The organism is Lentzea roselyniae (assembly GCF_039537795.1).
Classification (GTDB): Bacteria; Actinomycetota; Actinomycetes; order Mycobacteriales; family Pseudonocardiaceae; genus Lentzea; species Lentzea atacamensis.
This window is the reverse complement of record NZ_BAABBE010000033.1, coordinates 39,929-57,810: the sequence shown is the minus strand read 5'-3', so window position 1 is coordinate 57,810 and position 17,882 is coordinate 39,929. Positions and strand designations below refer to the sequence as shown.

Genomic DNA, 17,882 nt, shown 5'->3' with positions numbered 1-17,882 from the left:
GAGCCAGGCCTGTCAGTCGTGCGGTGATCGGCCCTCGGCGGGGTCGTGGACGTCGAGCCGGCCGCACATGCCGAACCGTTGCGGGCCCTCCGCGCGCATCACGTGGATGTCGGCCTCGGCGAGGTGGCCGATGTCCCCTTCCCGCAGCAGGTCCAGGTGTTCACCGGTGCGTTCGGCCGACGCCAGCGCACCGGCCCGCCACCGCTCCTCCCAGTCGGGAAGGAGGCCCTGCTTCAAGCTCACGGCGGAGCGGTAGAAGTCGTCCAGTGCCGCGTGATCACCATCGGTGACCCGCTGCCGCAGCTCCAGGAACCCTTCGAGAGCCAGGTCCCTGCGGCGCCTGGCGGACTCCTCGTCGCCGGCCCGGGTGTGCGCGGCGTACTTCTCCGCGTCGGCCAGAACCTCTGCCGGGAACGTGAGCACCGCGTCACCGGCCTCCGGCAGGCCGCTGTTCTGCATCACGACGAGGATCCGCAGGTCGCCGTCGTTGACCAGGCGGTGGATCGTGCCGGGCGTGAACCACGCGACGGTGCCCTCGCGCAGCGGGGTCTCGGCGAACCCGCGGCGGGTCAGGGTCTGCACGCTGCCCCGCCCGCCGATCACGTAGTAGCACTCGGCGCAGGTGAGGTGGACGTGCGGCGACCCTCCGCACACGCCGTCCACCGTCGGCCAGTCGTACACCCGCAGGCCGGAGATGCCGATGGCGCCGGGAAACTGGATCACCAAGGGTGCTTCTCCACATAGGACTCCACGTGCTCGCGGCCCCATTCGCCGTTGGCGATGACGAGCCGGTAGCGCAGGGTCAGTGACTCGCCGGACGGCAGCTCCACGGTGTCGAAGAAGGCGAACGACGGGTTGACCGCGGCGAACAGCGTGGTGCGGACGAACCAGGTGGTGTTCTTGTTGGCCGGGTGGTCCACGAACAGCATGGTCGACGTGCGGTCCACCTCGTCGTGCTGACCGATGTAGGCGAGCCACCGCGCGGACTTGCCCATCATCTCCTCTCCGGATCCGCCGTCGGCCGCGATGACCGTGCCGTCGGTGAACGACCGCGGGCCGCGCCAGAAGAACCCGGTGTAGCCCGCGAGCTCACGGCCGTTGGTGGTCGGGCTGCCGAAGACCAGCGGCTCCGCCCGCACGTTCGTCAGCGTGGTCGCGAACTCCAGCGTCCACGAATCCTCCTCGACGTCGCGCACGGTGAACTGGCGCGCCTCGTGGATCCAGTGCCGGCCGGCCTCGGTGAACCAGGACAGCATCTCACCGACGTGCACCTCGTCACCGGTCTCGGTGATGGTGAAGTCCTCGTGCCGCATCGTGCCGACGTTCGGCAGCGCCACATACCCTTGGTCGCGCACGTACGACACGCCGCCCCAGAAGTTCTCCCCCGACACGTCGGTCGCGGTCATCTGCACGCCCTTGTGCCAGCGGTGGTCGTGCGGCCGGAACGCCGTGACGACGTCACCGGCGAGCGTGCGCACCGGGTGCAGGTACGGCTTCGGTCCCTCGAACGCTGGTGTCGACGGCCGGTGGACGTAGGTGAAGAGCTCGACGTCGCCGACCGACACCACGAGCACCTCGTCGTCCTGCCGAGTGATCACCGGGCGTTCGCCCATGGGGCACCGATTCCTTCCATCGTCGCGTAGAACGGGTTGTCCGGGCCGATCTGGCCGGCCTTCACCGCGGTGCCGGTGAACGCCGAGGCGTAGAGGGCCGCGATGAACTCCATGGTGTTCCTCGTGTCCGCCAGCGTCACCGGTGGCGTCTCACCACTGTCCAGGGCGTCGAGGAACACCGCCAGTTGACATTTGTGACCGCTCACGATCCCGGACTGCTCTTCGCGCCACCGGGTCGCGACGTCGTCGTGGCCAGGAGCAGGGGTCACGGTCCAGTGCGCGTCGGTGTAGCCGTAGAGGTGCTCGACCTCGACCGTGGCGTTCTCGAAGTCGAACCTCAGCTCAGAGGTCTCCCTGGGCGACAGCACCGAGTTGATCACGGAGGCGACCGTGCCGTCGGCGAAGGTCACCAGCGCCATCGAAACGTCCTCGGTCGCGACGTCCCGTGCCTGCCGGGCCGCGAGAGCACGGATCTCCTGCCACGGGCCCAGCACCGACAGCATCAGGTCGAACTGGTGGATGCCGTGCCCCATCGTCGGGCCGCCGCCCTCGCTGTCCCACGAGCCACGCCACGGCACGTCGAAGTACGCACCGTCGCGGTACCAGAGGGTGTCGCTCTTGGCCACCAGCGACCGGCCGAGGACACCGTCGGCGATCATGCGCCGCAACCGGACCGCGGCAGGGCCGAAGCGGTGCTGGAACACCGTCGCGACCCGGCCTGCCGAGGCGCGTTCGGCCGCGATCAGCGTGTCGATCTCGCTCAGCGACAACGCGGGCGGCTTCTCCACGAGCACGTTCACGTTCGCGGCGAGGCATTCGAGCGCCAACGGCACGTGGGAGCGCGGCGGCGTGCACACGTGCACCACGTCCAGCTCTTCCACATCGAGCAGCGTGGCGAGCCGCGGGTGCACCCGCGGCACACCCCACTCCTGCGCGAACGCGGCCGCGCGGTCGGCGTCCACATCCACCACCGCGACCAGCTCGATGCGATCACCCGCCGCTCGCAACGCCTCGGCGTGGGCGGCGGCGATCGCACCCGTGCCGACGATGGCGGCGCGCCTCACTTCGCCGCGTCCACTTCGGACTGGACTTCCTTGATGAAAGACGCGGCCGCGGCCTCTGGCGTGGTCCGGCCGAACAACACGTCCTCGGTGTGCCTCTTGAGGATCGCGTCGACGGTGCTGGCACCGTTCGGCGTGATCCTGGGCGGGTCGCTGACCGGCACGGTGTCGAGGTACTCCTTCGCGGCCTTGTCGGTTTCCCTGAGCTGGCCCGCGATCGCCTCGCGGATCTTCTGGTTGGCGGGCACGCCGCGTTCGGTCAGCAGGATCTTGGCCGCTTCCTCGTCGTTGGCGAGGAAGCTCACGAACGCCGCCGCCTCGGCGGGGTGCTTGGACCGCGACGACACCGACCAGAACATCGACGGCTTGTAGTAGGCGCCGACCTTCCCCTGCGACTCACCCGGCAGCCGCAGCAGCTTGAGCTTGGCGCCGCTCGCGGCGGTCAGCGCGGTCAGCTGGGTGTTCCACCAGAGCCCGAACACCGCGGTGTTGGTGGCGGTCGCGGACTGGTTCAACCCGGCGGAGGCCTTCTCGACGGTCACCGACGGCGGCGGCGCGATCCCGGCCTTGGCGAGATCGGCGATGTAGGTCCAGTACTGGGTCGCGACCTCGGGCGGCAGGACGACCTTGCCCTGCGCGTCGAACATCGCCTTGCCCTGCTGCCGCGCCCGGATGCTCAGGCCCGCCGTGTCGTTGATGCCCGGCGACTGCACGCCGAACACCTGGCCACCGCCGGCCTTCGAGACCTGTTCACCGATCTTCTTCAGGTCGTCCCACGACCACTTCGTGTCGTCGGGCACCGGAATGTTGTACTTCGCGAGCAGGTCGGTGTTGACCATGATCGAGTACATGCCGAGGCCGACCGGGAGCCCGTACTGCTTGCCGTCGACCGCGCCGGTGGCGAGCGCCTTCTGGTCGAAGTTCGACGTGTCGAGGTGCTTCTTGGCCTCGTTCAGGTCCAGCAGCGCACCACGCTCGGCGTACGACGCGATGTACAGCTCGTCCATCTGCATGATGTCCGGCGCGTCGTTGGCCGCCATCGTGGTGGCGAGGCTGTCCCAGTAGCCGTTCCACTCCTTGAACTCACCCTTGATCGTGATGTTCGGGTGCTTCTTCTGGAACATCTCGATGACCTGCTGGGTCCGCTTGTGCCGGTCGTCCGCGCCCCACCAGCTGAAGCGCAGCGTGACCGGCTCCGCGGTGAGGTCGCCACCCGCCTCGGAACCGGAACCGCAGGCCGCGAGCAGCGACGCGGTCAGCGACATCAGGACCGTTAACGCGGTGCGGCGGCGAACACCTCTGGACATGTCCGTTCCTTTCGGCTACTTGCCACCGGTCGTGGCGATCCCCTTGACGAGGTACCGCTGGCCGATGAGGAAGGCGAGGAAGATCGGGATGATCGACACGACGCTCATCGCGAACTGCGAGCCCCACGACGTGGCGACGGTCGAGTCGACGAACGAGCGCAGGGCGACGGGAACCGTGTACATGTCCGGATCCGTCAGGTAGATCAGCTGGGTGAAGAAGTCGTTCCAGGTCCAGATGAACGTGAAGATCGTCGTGGTGGCGAGAGCCGGTTTCATCAGCGGCAGGATGATCTGAGCGAAGATCCGCGGGTGACCGCAGCCGTCGATGCGCGCCGCCTCGTCCAGCTCACGCGGCAGGCCCCGGATGAACTGCACCATCAGGAACACGAAGAACGCGTCCGTGGCGAGGATCTTCGGCACGATCAGCGGCAGGAACGTGTTCACCCAGCCGACCTGGGAGAACAGCACGTACTGCGGCACGATGATCACGTGGACCGGCAGCATGATCGTGCCGAGCATGATGCCGAACCACCAGCGCTTGCCGCTGAAGTGCAGGCGCGCGAACGCGTAGGCCGCCATCGAGCACGACACCAGGTTGCCGATGATGCAGCCCAGCACCAGGACCGCCGAGTTGAGCAGGTACGTCCCGAACGACGGGGTGAGCGCGTACCAGCCCTCCACGTAGTTCTCGGTCTTGAGGCTGTCGAGGATCAGGCCGGGACTGCGGAAGATCTCGTCGCCCGGCCGCAGCGAGCTCACGACCATCCACAGCACCGGGTACAGCATCACGAACCCGATGAGGATCAGGCCGAGGTGCTTGGCCGGCACGATCAGGCGCCGCCACACCGAGGTGCGGGCGGCCGGTGGCGGTGTAGCCGGTGGCGCGGAACGTGGGGGCGTCGGCGCCCGGCGCAGGTCAGTCGTCATAGAACACCCAGTACTTCGCCGCCCAGAAGTTGATCGCGGTGAACGCCGCGATGATCAGGAGCAGGAACCACGCCAGCGCCGACGCGTAACCCATGTCGAACCGGCTGAAGCCTTGCTGGTACAGGTAGAGCGTGTAGAACATGGTCGAGTCGGACGGTCCGCCCGTGCCGCCGGAGACGACGAACGCCTGCGTGAACGACTGGAACGCGTGGATGATCTGCAGCACCAGGTTGAAGAACAGGATCGGCGAGAGCAGCGGCAGGGTGATCCGCCAGAACTGCGACCACTTGCTCGCCCCGTCGATCGCGGCGGCCTCGTAGTAGACCGCGGGGATCTGCCGCAACCCGGCCAGGAAGATGATCATCGGTGAACCGAAGGTCCACACGTTCAGCACGATGAGCGTCGACAGCGCGGTGTCCGGGTCGGAGATCCAGCCCTTGCCCTCGACGCCGAAGAAGCCCAGCACGCGGTTCAGCAGACCCTCGGCACCGAAGATCTGCGTCCACAGCACCGCGATCGCCACGCTCGATCCGAGCAGCGAGGGCAGGTAGAACGCCGAGCGGTAGAACGCGAGCCCCCGCAGCCCGCGGTCGAGCAGCAGCGCCACCCCCAGCGCGCAGGCGAGCTGCAGCGGCACCGACACGAGCACGTAGGTGAACGTGACACCCAGCGCGTTGTGCAACCGCTCGTCGGTGAAGATGCGGGCGAAGTTGTCGAATCCGATGAACTTCGGCGGCTGGATGAGGTTGTACTTGGTGAACCCCAGGCCGAAGGACGCGAGCACTGGACCGATCGTGATGAAGACCAGTCCGGCGAACCAGGGCGCAAGGAACCAGAATGCGGCTTTGTTGTCGCGCTTGCGCACCTGGACGCCACCGTGGCGCAGCTGACGCAGTTCGTCTAACGCGCTCATGAACTCCTGACCCCGTCGGCTGGAAAACGCTTTCCGGAGTCTGCATCGGGGCACCACGAGCGTCAAGCGAGGCAGTCGAACGGCGTCGAACGGCGTTGTCGAACGGAGATCTCGCCGTTCGACAACGGTCCACTGTGGACTAATCGAGAACGCGCACCGAGAGCCCGCCGGTACGGTACTGCGGCTGCACCCGGCGTGCGCCGCCGGACACCGTGACGCGAGCGAACCTGCCGAGCAGCACCGGTGCGGAGATGACCGGCACCACCGCGCCCGCGGGCACGTCGTCCAGCGAGATCACCAGCGTGCAGCCGGTGCCGAGGGAGAGCGGGCGCCCGGAGGTCAGCGCGGCGCAGTCGCCCCGTCGCACGGTCACCTCCAGCGTGGTCCCCGAGCTCTGCCGGTAACCGCGCACGCGGAGCTCTCCGGTCAGCCGGAAGGTTCCCGCGCGCAGTTGCACCTCTCCCTTGCCGAGCGCCGACGGCGAGGCCGCCACCAGCGTGCCGCCCTCGATCCGGGTGTCGCCGGTGTAGCTGTTGGCACCGGTCAGCGTCAGCGTGCCGGTACCGCGCTTGACCAGCCCGCCACGACCGCCGATCGCGTTGTGCCAGGTGTCGGCCGCGTGGAAGCCGCCGCGGTTGGCGTCCAGGTCGACGCGCACGTCCGAGTCGAACGCGCCGAAGCCGTCGGCCGCGGCGAAGAGGTTCAGCCTGCCCCAGTGCTCCGGCCCGTCGAGCAGCGCGTGCCCGGACGGCAGAGCGGTGGTGCGCAGGACCTCGCGGCGCTGGTTCGCGGTCAGGTACGGCTGCCGGGTCTCCAGCAGCACCTCCGCGCCCTTGGGCACGCTCATCGCGATCCGCCGCCCGGTCCTGGGCAGCCCGTACGTCAGCCGCGGGGTCACGAGGCGGGCGTTCGCCTCGCGGTCGGCGTACGGGTCGGTGGAGGTGCCCGCGGAATGCGCGTACTCGAAGACGTCGACGCCGACGTGCTGCCGGAAGTACTCGGCCGCCTGCGCCCTGGCGGCGGCCTTCAGCGTGGCGTTCGCCGGGTCGGCGAGGGTCGCGGCGGCCAGCGCGGTCGCCAGGATCCGGCCGCCGATGACGTCCGCCGGCGAGTGCATGCCCGCCACGATCCGCATGTCGGCCAGGTCGAACGCCCTGGTCACGAGCTCCTGGAACCGTTCGGGGATCGCGTGGGCGAGCGCGAGGCACGCCAGGTGCAGCGCGTTGGTGTGACCGCTCGGGTAGCCGCCGTCCTCGGCCGGCTTCAGGCTGCGCTGGCGCAGCAGTTGCGGGGCCACCACGACGTCGGTGCGATAGACCGGATAGCCGAACTCATCGGTCTCACCGGTCGGCACCACCGTGCTCTCCGGACTCAGCCGCCACGGACGCGGATACTGGTAGGCGAACTTCGACGGGTTGCCAGAGGCGAACGGCCCGCGCACCGTGTTGACCAGGGTGACGACCTGCCCCAGCGCGGAGTCCGGTGAACCCGCGCCGAGCGCCGAGCCCGCCGGCGCGTCCGGCGGCAGCTTCTCGTCCACAGTGGACGGTGGCGTGCCGTCCGGCGCCGACGTGATGCCGGTGACGGCCTTGGCTCCCGCCTTGTACAGCTCGGCCAGCGGGCCGAGCCCTCCGATGGCGCTGTAGCTCTGGTGCTGACGGTCCACGATGAACGCTCGCTTGGCCTGGTCGGCGGTCCGCGCCCCGGTGATCCGCGCGACGTGGCGGACGTTGGCCTCGAGCACGTTCCGGTTGAGCACGACTCCGTTGTCCCAGGTGCTGCCGGTGCGCCAGAGGTCCTGCATCCCCGACAGGACACGCACAGCCGCGTTGGTCTCGGGTGTCAGGTTGGCGAGCACGTTGGTGCGGTAGGAGTCGACGAACGGCGCCGCGCCCGTGGGCAGCTCGGCGGCGTTCGCTTCGAGGGCCCGGTCGAGCGCGGTCGGGCCGATCAGCAGGCCGGCGGACAGCATCGCCGAACGCCGCAGCAGTGTCCTGCGGTCGAACTCTTCGGCAATGGTCATGTTAACGCTCCCAACAGTCCTTCACGGACACGTGTGGCGGCACGGGGATTGTGGTGCACAATACGCAACGAAACGGGACCGTACTCGATACTGGGATGGTGTGAGCGTTAACAGTTCACGATGCGGCGATGCGCAGCACCGGCTCACCGCCCACGTCGCCCGCCGGGTGGCCGACGATCGCCGAGAAGAACGGGGTGCGCACGCGTACGCCGTCCGGGGCCTCCTCGGCCGCCACGTCGAGCGCGACCGGTTCCGGCCCGTAGCAGAGGACGAAGACGGCTCGCCCGTGCGGCGTGGCGGCGATCGGCCCGGCCAGGACGTGGTTGGTTGCGACAACGCGCCGCCAGCCCGCGTCCGGGTCGCCGTAACCCCTCGGGTCGTCGCCGAGCCAGAACGACAGCTGTTCCTGGGTCATGTCCGCGGTGCGCGGGCTGTTGAAGTACGCCGGGCCGTCCGGCGGGTTCTCCACGCGCAGTCCGGCGGCCGCGCTCAGCGCGAGCCCGCCCGCGAGCAGCGTTCCGCCGGTGCTGAGAGCGCGCCAGGCGTCACCGAGGTCGAGCTCACCACCGCCCGGCTCGCTCACCGTCCGGATGCGACGCTGGCGGGAGCCTTCCGCGGTCGCGTAGGGAAGGCCGGCGAGGAAGGCCAGCTCGGCGTTGACCGGCAGCGTGGCGCGGTCCAGCACCGCGACCAGGAAGAGACGTTCACCGTCGGTGACGTACAGCTGCTGCGCGGAGAGCATGACCTGGTCCCAGGTCACCACGGCCTTGGTCACCAGCTTGGCACCCAGCCCGCCCTCGGCGGCGTCGCGCACCCGGACGGGGCCGAGCGGCCGCGTGAGCAGCATCGTCCTGCCGTCGGCGTACTGCACCACCGGCCCGATCCCGTGCTGGTGGTCCACGACGGACTCGATCACCGCGGTCCCGGCGGCATCGATCAAGTAGGGCGTCAGCCGCGCGGTGAGCGAGACCGAGACCTGTCCGTGCCGCAGCGAGTAGCGGGTGTGCACAGGGGTCTGCGCCGGCTCGCGGTACCACCGGTTGCCGTCGAGGAAGAACCACACCGTGGCGAAGGCGAAGTGCCCGCTCGGGACGCCCGGCGTCGAGGCGCAGAAGTAGGCCACCCGCCGGTCGCCGAGGTAGCGGCCCAGCTCGGCCTGGACGCGGCCGCTGAAGAACCGCAGGCCGAGCATGCCCTCACAGCCGCAGTGCTGCTCGCTGTAGCGGGGCCCGCCGTAGTCGAAGCCGCGGGCCGACAGCCTGGTCTCGAGGTGCCGCGCGATCTCCTCGCCGTCGTCGAGGAAGCACTGCTCGCCGCTCACCTGGTAGGCCCTCGCCAGGAACGTCAGCGAGATCGGCAGGTAGTTCTGGTCGTGCCCGGCGCCGTGCTCGACCGGCAGGCGCAGCTCGCGATCGACGACGCGGTTCGCCCTGACCTCGCTGTGGTAGAGGAACATCGCATCGTCCACGATGGACTTTTCGGACAACAGCCGCCCCAGCGTCAAACCGGCCACCACGGCACCGATCGCCTGGTTGGCGGTCTGCTGGGGGTTGAACATGCTCGCTTCGGTCAGCCAGCGCCAGAAGCCGGTCGCCACCTCGGCGAGCCGGGTCCACTGCGTCTCGGTGATCACCTCACGGCCGAACTCCAGCACGTTCACCGCGTGCAGCAGTGCCCACACGGTGCTCGGCCAGTCGCCGAACGGGTGTTCGCCGGCTTCGAGCACGTAGCGGGCGTACGGCAGGCCGCTGTCCCGCACGAGCAGGAACGGCTCACCGGGGTTGTCGGTGCGGAAGACCCGTTCGGCCAGCACGAAGTCCAGGCCGCGCCGGGCGGCGTCCACCAGCTCGGAGTCGCGCCGGTCGTCACGGTGCCAGGCCAGGCACAGCAGCGACACGACGCCCAGCGCCATGTCACCGATGTCATCGACAGCGGCGGGGTCTTCCAGGTTGCCGTCCGGACGCTGGCGCGCGAGCACGGCGGACACGGCCCTGTCGAGCACCCTCCGCAGTTCGTCGTGGTCGTCGGGCAGGTCGTGCACGCTGGCGTGCTGGCTCGGCAGGTACACCGCGGCGGCGGTCATCGGTACTCCTCGCGGGGCGCTCGCCCGAGATCGTCAGCTGTGGTGGGCGTGCGTGGCCGGAGTGCTTTCCCTCCCCTTCGTTCTCGTGTGCGACGCGGCTGGGACCCGCCTAGTTGGTTAAAACGTAAACTTGTTCACCCGGTCGGCGTCAAGGCACAACTTGAGCCGATTCCTTGGGGAACAAGGTTTCCAGAAGTTGTTCTTGACAGGCGGACAACCGGTTCCTACAGTCCCGGAAAGCGCTTTCCAGCTCCCTGGGACGGACCACTGGAACTGCGCCGTGCGTGGCATCGGCAACTCGGCCCAACGGTCCAGCGATGACGTCCCAGGAGTGGCACAGAATGTCGGAGAACAGCGGCACCGCCGTGCTCGACCCGCCGGTCACCGAACCGCAGGCGGCACCGGTGCGGCGCAAGCGCAAGCGGCACAAGCACAACCTCGCGGGCTACGGCTTTCTCGCGCCCTGGCTGATCGGCCTGTTCGCGTTCACGCTGATCCCGATGGTGTACTCGCTGTACCTGTCGCTGACGAAGTTCAACCTGCTCACGGCTCCACAGTGGATCGGCGTGGAGAACTACACGCGGTTGTTCTCCGACGAGCGGTACCTGCAGTCCATCAAGGTCACGCTGCTGTACGTGGTGACTTCTGTACCGCTCAAGCTCGCCGCCGCGCTGCTGGTCGCCGTCGCGCTCAACCGCGGCCTGAAGGCGCTCGGCTTCTACCGGGCGACGTTCTACCTGCCGTCACTGCTGGGCGCGAGCGTCGCGGTCTCGGTGATGTGGCGGCAGATCTTCTCCCGCGACGGCCTGGTCAACCAGTTCCTCGGGCTGTTCGGCATCCAGGGAGCCGACTGGATCGGTGATCCGCGCTACGCGATGTGGACGCTGGTGCTGTTGTCCGGCTGGCAGTTCGGCACGCCGATGCTGATCTTCCTGGCCGGGCTCAAGCAGCTGCCGCAGGACCTCTACGAGGCGGCGGCCATCGACGGCGCCGGGCGGTTCACGGTGTTCTTCAAGATCACGCTGCCGCTGCTGTCGCCCATGGTCTTCTTCAACCTCGTGCTGGAGACGATCAACGCGTTCCAGACGTTCACGCCGGCGTACGTCATCTCCAACGGCCTGGGTGGCCCGATCGACTCCACGCTCCTGTACACGCTTTACCTGTACCTCAAGGGATTCGGCAGCATGCAGATGGGCTACGCCTCCGCGATGGCGTGGGTGTTGTTCGCCGTGATCGGACTGTTCACGGCGGTCTACTTCTGGTCGGCCCGCCGGTGGGTGAACTATGCCGACTGAAAAGCATCAGAGCCACTGGCGGGCACACGCCCTGCTGCTCGTCGTGCTGGTGGCGATGATCTACCCGATGGTCTGGCTCGTCGGCGCGTCGTTCAAGCCCGAGAACCAGATCTTCAGCACCATGAACCCGCTGCCGCTGGTCTTCACGTTCGCCAACTACGTCAGCGGCTGGACGGCGACCGGCACGTCGTTCACCGTCTACCTCGCCAACTCGATGACGGTCTCGATCTGCACCGTCATCGCGAACGTGGCGTCCTGCTCGGTGGCGGCCTATGCGTTCGCGCGCCTGGACTTCGCGTTCCGCAGGTTCTGGTTCGCCGTGATGCTCGGCACGATGATGCTGCCGTTCCAGGCGACGCTGATCCCGCAGTACGCGATCTTCTACCAGCTGAACTGGATCAACACGTTCCTGCCGCTGGTGGTGCCGTACCTGCTCGCCTACGACGCCTTCTTCATCTTCCTGATGGTGCAGTTCATCCGCGGCATCCCGCGTGAGCTGGACGAGGCGGCGGCACTGGACGGCGCCGGGCACGTTCGGGTGTTCTTCAGCGTCATCCTGCCGCTGCTGAGGCCGGCGCTGCTCACCACGACGATCCTCACGTTCATCTGGACGTTCAACGACTTCCTGCGTCAGCTGGTCTACCTGTCCGACCACTCGCGCTACACCGCACCGCTCGGCCTCAACGCGTTCGTCGACCGGGCGAGCGGGTCGAGCTACGGCGGCATGCTGGCGATGTCCGTGGTCACGCTCGTGCCCACCGTCGCCGTCTTCCTGATCTCGCAACGCCGCCTCGTCGAGGGCGTCGCGACCACCGGCATCAAATAACGCCTTTCACCGCCAAGAAAGGAAACACATGTCCATTTCCAGGAGAGGTCTCTTCGGCCTGGCCGGTGGTCTCGCCGCGGCCTCGGTCGCCGGCTGCGGCTTCGCGCCGACCAACAGCGGTGGCGCGGCGAACAACTCGCTCACCTTCCGCTGGTGGGGTGGCGAGGCGCGCAACAAGGCGTACCAGAACGCTCTGCAGATCTTCACGCAGAAGACCGGTACGAAGGTCGACGCCCAGTACTCCGGCTACGACGGCTACTTCAACAAGCTCAACACCGAGTTCGCGGGCGGCAACCCGCCGGACCTGTTCCAGATGGACACCGCGCTGGTGAGCACCTACGCGGCCCAGGGCGTGCTGACCGACCTCTCGTCGTTCATCCCCAGCACCATCCACCTCGACACGCTGTACCCGGCGGTGCGGCAGGCGGGCGCGGTGGACGGCAAGACCTACGGCGTGCCGTCCGGCTCCGGTTTCGCGCCGATCCTCTACGACAAGACCATCTTCGAGCAGGCGAAGATCCCCGTCCCGCCCGACACCTGGACGTGGGACGACTTCGGCCGCATCGCCGGTGAGCTTTCGAAGGCCATGGGGCAGGGCAAGTACGGCGCTCTGGACGCCTCCAAGGACGACTCCGGCGCGTTGCAGCCGTGGCTGCGGCAGCGGGGCAAGGACCTCTACAACGCCGAGGGCAAGCTCGCGTTCACCAAGGACGACCTCGCCGAGTGGTTCGCGTTGTGGGACAAGCTGCGCAAGGCCGGCGCGATCTGCCCGCCGGAGATGCTCTCCAGCACCGACTCGGCGACGGGCAACCACCCGTTGATCTCGGGTTCGATCGCGATGACGACCGGCTGGGGGCTCGCGCAGATGGCGCCGCTCACCCAGCACACGCTCGACATCGTCGTGGTACCGCGCGGCAGCAACGGCAAGACCGGGCAGGCGCTCAGCGGCGGTGTGCTGCTGTGCATCCCGGTCAAGAGCAAGAACCCCGAGGCCGCCGCCAAGCTGATCGACCTGTTCGTCAGCGACGTCGAGGCGATCAAGGCGATGGCCATGACGCGCGGGATCCCGCCGTCGAGCAAGGCCCTGGAGGCCCTGACGCCCACGCTGACGGCGTCCGACAAGCGGGACGTGACCTACGCGCAGTACGTCGCGGACGAGGTGGCGAAGGACGGTCTGCCGCCCGCCCCGACCGCTCCGCCCGGTTACAACGACGCGAAGACGGCACTGGACGCGGCGGCCAAGCAGGTCGCGTTCGGGAAGATGTCCATTCCCGACGCGGTCGCGCAGTACTTCCGCGACGCCGAGGCAGCACTGAACGGGGCCAAGTAACACCGTGCCAGCACAAACCGGGGTGGCCGTCGAGAGCACGGACCTGTTCACCGGGCCGGTTTCCGCTCCACGTCAGCTGATTCGGGTCAGCGTGGCGGTGCCGCGCCCCGAACCGGCGTGGGTGCGGATCACCGGGCCGTTGATCCGCACACCGGAGCCCGTGCGGGTGGCGGCGGGCCCTGGCGAGGTCGTGGCCGAGGTCGGCGTGGTCTTCTCCGCGCCGACCACCCCCGGCACCGCCTATCCGGCGACCGTGGTCGTCGCGCCGGTCAGCGGTGCCCCGCCGTTCGCGTGGGACGTCACCGTGACCGTGGCGGAGACCGGCTGGACGATGTGGATGGTCTCGCACTTCCACTACGACCCGGTGTGGTGGAACACCCAGGCGGGCTTCACCGAGACGTGGCTCGACCTGCCGGGCGCGCAGGCCAAGCGGATGCCGTTCCAGCTCTCCGCGTTCGACCTGGTGCGCGCCCACCTCGACGCCGCGAGGCAGGACGAGGACTACCGGTTCGTGCTCGCCGAGGTCGACTACCTCAAGCCGCACTGGGACGCGTTCCCCGGTGACCGGCACGACCTGCGGCGGTTCCTGCGCGAGGGCAGGATCGAGATCGTCGGCGGCAACTACAACGAGGCCAACACCAACCTGACGCACCCGGAGTCGACCGTCCGCAACGCGGTCTACGGCGTCGGTTTCCAGCGCGACGTGCTGGGTGCGGATCCGCAGACCGCGTGGATGCTCGACGTGTTCGGGCACGACCCGTCGTATCCGGGGCTGATGGCGGACGCCGGTTTGTCGTCGAGCGTGTGGGCGCGCGGGCCGTGGCACCACGTCGGGGCCAAGCGGCACACCGGTGACATCACCAGGATGCAGTTCCCGTCCGAGTTCGAGTGGATCTCGCCGAGCGGCCGCGGTGTGCTCACCGCGTATCTCGCCGATCACTACGTCGCCGGGTGGGACATCGAACGCAAGTCCACTCTGGACGAGGCCATGGCCGAGGCGTACCGGCAGTTCAGCACCTTGCGCAAGGTCGCTGCCACGCGCAACGTGATGCTGCCGGTGGGACACGACCACAACGTGCCGTCCCGGTTCTGCACCGAGATCCACCGCGCGTGGAACGAGAAGTACGTCTGGCCGCGTTTCGTGGTCGGGCTGCCCCGCGACTTCTTCGCCGCCGTGCGCGCGGACGCCTCGGCGCGGTCGGTGACGTTCAGCCCGCAGACCAGGGACATGAATCCCGTCTACACCGGCAAGGACGTCTCGTACATCGACACGAAGCAGGCCCAGCGCGCCGCCGAGGTGGCGGTGCTCGACGGCGAGCGGCTGGCGGCGCTGACGACGTTGCTGGGGGCGGGTTATCCGGCTCTCGCACTGGACAAGGCCTGGCGCCAGCTGGTGTACGGCGCGCACCACGACGCCATCACCGGCACCGAGTCCGACCAGGTCTACATCGACCTGCTCACCGGCTGGCGGGAGGCGGACGAGCTCGGCCGTTCCGTGCTGACCGGTGCGATCTCGCACCTGGCGTCCCGTGCCGACACGACCGGCGCCGGCGAGGCCGTGATCGTCGTCAACGCGCTGGCCTTCGAGCGTGATGCCGTCGCCACCGTGACGCTGCTCCTGCCCGGTTTCCGGGGTGCTCGCGTCACGGATGCCGATGGCCAGGAGATCCCCGCGGTGACCGAGGCCCTGGTCCGGCACCTGGACCGCACTCTCGAAGTGACGCTGACGTTCGTGGCACGGCAGCTCCCGGCGACCGGCTACCGGGTGTACCGCGTGGTCGACGCCCCGTCGGTCCCGCCGTTCTGGATGTCGAAGACCGGCACCACCGTGTCCTCGTCGTCGTTCGTCGCCGAGGCCGATCCCGAACGCGGCGGTGCGTTGTCCCGCCTGTACGACGTCACCGCCGAGCGTGAACTGCTCCGACCTGACGGTCTCGCGGCGGAACTGCTGGTGCAGGAGGAACACCCCGGGCATCCGGTGTGGGGCGAGGGGCCGTGGCACCTGCTGCCCAAGGGCCCGGGGACGACCGCGGGCGAGGCCGACGTGAACGTCCAGACGAGCCCTGTCGGTGAACGCCTCGTGAGCCGCACCGCGCTCGGCGATCTTCGGATCACCCAGCACGTGACGCTCTGGCACGACCTGCCGCGCGTCGACATCCGGTCCTTCGTGGACGGTTCGATCGGCCAGGACCGGTTGCTGCGCAGCCGGTTCGCTTTCGACCTGCCCGGCGCGCTGCCGGTCGCCGAGGTCGGTTTCGCCGCCGTCGGGCGCTCGTTCGGCTTCCCCGACGTCGACGCCGCCGAGAACCTGTGGACGCTGGACAGCCCCGCACACACCTGGGCCGGCCTGTCCGCTCCCGTGCGACTGCGGCTGCCGGACGGTGTTCTGCACGCCATCGGGGTCGCGGAGGTCGTCGCTGAAGACGGCCGGGACCTGCTGGCCGCGCTCGCCGCCAAGGGTGTCACCGCCACCTGCACCCGTCCGGCCGGTCCGCGGTACGGCGCGCTCGACGTCGACTCCAACCTGCCCGACGTGCGAATCGTGGTGGGGGACAACGAGTTCACGGCCGCGGTGCTCGACAACGCGCCCGAGTTCCGTGCCGCGCTCGAGGCCACCGGCAGGGTGTTCGTGCCCGCCGACCGTCCGCGAGCAGAGCAGTGGGTGCCGGACGCCGACCTGCGCGGCCCGCGCGACCTGCCGGTCCTGATCGTCACCGATGTCGGCGCCTTGATCGACGACCTCGCGGACGCGTGCGTCGAGGTGGCGGGGCCGGGTGGCACCACCGATCCCGTGACCGACTACTCGGTGGCGGTCGTCAACCGCGGCACGCCGGGGTTCGTCGTGGCACCCGACGGCACGCTGCACGTGTCGCTGATGCGCTCGTGCAGCGGCTGGCCGGCCGAGGTCTGGATCGACGGCGACCGCCGCACGGTGCCGGACGGGTCCAGCTTCGCCTGGCAGCACTGGTCCCACACCTTCGAGCTGAGCGTGGTGGCCGGTGCCGGAGACTGGCGCCAGGCCGGGTTCGCCCGCGCAGGGCAGGACGTCAACCACCCGGTGCACGCCCGCCAGGTCCCTTCGACGGAGGGCTGTCTGCCCACCGAGCTGAGCCTGCTCGCCGTGTCACCGCCCAGCGTGCTGCTGACGGCGGTCAAGTCCCGCGGCAACCCGCTCGCGTCCTGCGGCGACGAGCACAGCTCCGACCTCGCGGTGCGGTTGTACGAGTCGGCGGGGACACCGGTGACCGCTTCGGTTTCGCTGTACGGAGGCATCAACGCGGCGCAGCGCACGGATCTGCTGGAGGAGCGGGAGCTCGAACCGCTGAAAGTCCAATCAGGACAGGCCGAGATCGCACTCGGCGCTGCCGACGTGGCCACTCTGCGGCTCACGGCGGAGTCCGCGCTTCCCCACACCTCCGCCGAATCGGTGGAGCCGGTGCAACCGATCGCCACGAAGTACTGGCGCCACAACGCGGGCCCGGCGCCGATCGGCAACCTGCCGGTCACCGTGCACGTCACACCGTCCTTCATGCGCCTGCCCCCCGGCGCCGGCGGCCAGGCGAGCATCACCGTCAGCTGCAGCGGCACCCCGGCCAAGGGACGCCTGGAGTTCACCGGCGGCCAGTCGTGGGACTACGACCTCGCCGCCGGCGAGTTCGCCGAGTTCACCGCGACCGTGAAGTCTCGGCCGGGACGGCACCTGCACGCCGCGCGCATCCGCGACCACCTCGGCCAGGTGCTGGAGGACACCATCGAGGTGGTGTCCGGCCACACCACCGACCGGGACCTGGTCGACGTCCTGCTCAGGGCGGGCGCGCTCCTGCTCGCCCCCGGTGAGCACTCGCTGCTGCCGGTCACGCTGCAGAACCGGGTGCAGAGCGAGGTGCACGGCGAGGTCACCGTGGTCAGCCCGTTCGGCACCTGGGGCAACGATCTCGTCATCGGCCCGCGCACCCAGCCGTTCGTGATCCCGCCGGGAGGCAAGGTCACGGTCGCCGTCACGGCCACCGCGGCACCCACCGCTCGCCGCGGCGCGCACTGGTGGACGATGGTGCGCGTCGCGGCCCACGGCAGGCTGTACTACTCCCCCGCGATTCCCGTGAACGTGCGGTGACGGCACAGTTGAACGCCGGGAACCCTACGACCGACCCTTAATTGAGACGACACGCGTTGCTATCGTCGCGACACTGATCATCTACGAGATTTTCCTGGGGAATTCGGAGATTTCATCGTGCGCGTCCCTGTACCTGTCCCGCCCAGAACCAGGCTGCCCGCGTGGCGGACGATCACCGCGCTGGGAGTCAGCGCGCTCGTGGTCGCCGGGCTGACCGCGTCGACCGCCAGCGCGGAGGACAGCACCCTGCGCAGCGACCAGGCCGTCGCGCGCTCGTGTTTCGCGAAGGCGCTGGCGAAGGGCGACCGCGGTGTCGCCCTTCGCCACGTCACCTCCACAGTGGACGGACTCGTGCAGGCGCGGCTCCGCCCGCACGGCAGCGGGTCCGGC

General features: G+C 69.0%; 12 protein-coding genes. 4 read left to right on the top strand and 8 right to left on the bottom strand.

The annotated features are described in order from the left end of the window. Window positions 1–12 precede the first annotated feature (12 nt). From ABFX45_RS38270 to ABFX45_RS38235, 8 genes are all read right to left on the bottom strand, one after another. Window positions 13–723 carry a cupin domain-containing protein gene (locus ABFX45_RS38270; RefSeq protein WP_215732155.1) on the bottom strand — a complete coding sequence of 237 codons (711 nt, stop codon included), beginning with the start codon at window positions 721–723 and terminating at the stop codon, window positions 13–15. Next, window positions 720–1,613 (bottom strand): DUF6807 domain-containing protein, encoded by an 894-nt coding sequence (locus ABFX45_RS38265; RefSeq protein WP_346135594.1) that lies wholly within the window; start codon window positions 1,611–1,613, stop codon window positions 720–722. Before ABFX45_RS38265 ends, ABFX45_RS38270 begins: the two co-directional genes overlap by 4 nt. Next, window positions 1,595–2,677: a Gfo/Idh/MocA family protein gene (locus tag ABFX45_RS38260; protein ID WP_109641309.1), complete on the bottom strand. Its 1,083-nt coding sequence runs from the start codon at window positions 2,675–2,677 to the stop codon at window positions 1,595–1,597. Before ABFX45_RS38260 ends, ABFX45_RS38265 begins: the two co-directional genes overlap by 19 nt. Continuing rightward, the gene (locus ABFX45_RS38255; protein WP_346135592.1) at window positions 2,674–3,981 is read right to left on the bottom strand and encodes an ABC transporter substrate-binding protein; all 1,308 of its coding nucleotides are present in this window, start codon (window positions 3,979–3,981) and stop codon (window positions 2,674–2,676) included. Before ABFX45_RS38255 ends, ABFX45_RS38260 begins: the two co-directional genes overlap by 4 nt. A gap of 15 nt (window positions 3,982–3,996) precedes the next feature. Then, the gene (locus ABFX45_RS38250; protein ID WP_109641311.1) at window positions 3,997–4,908 is read right to left on the bottom strand and encodes a carbohydrate ABC transporter permease; all 912 of its coding nucleotides are present in this window, start codon (window positions 4,906–4,908) and stop codon (window positions 3,997–3,999) included. Further along, window positions 4,898–5,821 (bottom strand): carbohydrate ABC transporter permease, encoded by a 924-nt coding sequence (locus ABFX45_RS38245; RefSeq protein WP_109641312.1) that lies wholly within the window; start codon window positions 5,819–5,821, stop codon window positions 4,898–4,900. The genes ABFX45_RS38250 and ABFX45_RS38245 overlap by 11 nt, the downstream gene beginning before the upstream one ends. Before the next feature lie 139 nt (window positions 5,822–5,960). Further along, a complete protein-coding gene (locus tag ABFX45_RS38240; protein WP_346135589.1) occupies window positions 5,961–7,844 on the bottom strand; it encodes a phosphatase PAP2 family protein in 1,884 nt (627 codons plus the stop codon). Window positions 7,845–7,959: 115 nt separating this feature from the next. Continuing rightward, window positions 7,960–9,927, bottom strand: coding sequence for a hypothetical protein (locus ABFX45_RS38235; RefSeq protein ID WP_346135587.1), 1,968 nt, complete (start codon window positions 9,925–9,927; stop codon window positions 7,960–7,962). A gap of 341 nt (window positions 9,928–10,268) precedes the next feature. Between ABFX45_RS38235 and ABFX45_RS38230 the strand changes: the two genes are divergently transcribed. The 4 genes from ABFX45_RS38230 to ABFX45_RS38215 are packed head-to-tail and all read left to right on the top strand — an operon-like array spanning window position 10,269 to window position 17,492. Further along, complete coding sequence (locus ABFX45_RS38230) at window positions 10,269–11,222, top strand: carbohydrate ABC transporter permease (RefSeq protein WP_109641314.1); 954 nt, start codon at window positions 10,269–10,271, stop codon at window positions 11,220–11,222. Beyond that, window positions 11,212–12,048: a carbohydrate ABC transporter permease gene (locus ABFX45_RS38225; RefSeq protein WP_109641315.1), complete on the top strand. Its 837-nt coding sequence runs from the start codon at window positions 11,212–11,214 to the stop codon at window positions 12,046–12,048. Before ABFX45_RS38230 ends, ABFX45_RS38225 begins: the two co-directional genes overlap by 11 nt. A gap of 28 nt (window positions 12,049–12,076) precedes the next feature. Next, window positions 12,077–13,378, top strand: coding sequence for an ABC transporter substrate-binding protein (locus ABFX45_RS38220; RefSeq protein ID WP_109641316.1), 1,302 nt, complete (start codon window positions 12,077–12,079; stop codon window positions 13,376–13,378). Between the two features lie 4 nt (window positions 13,379–13,382). Further along, a complete protein-coding gene (locus ABFX45_RS38215; RefSeq protein WP_346135584.1) occupies window positions 13,383–17,492 on the top strand; it encodes a glycoside hydrolase family 38 N-terminal domain-containing protein in 4,110 nt (1,369 codons plus the stop codon). Window positions 17,493–17,882 lie beyond the last annotated feature (390 nt).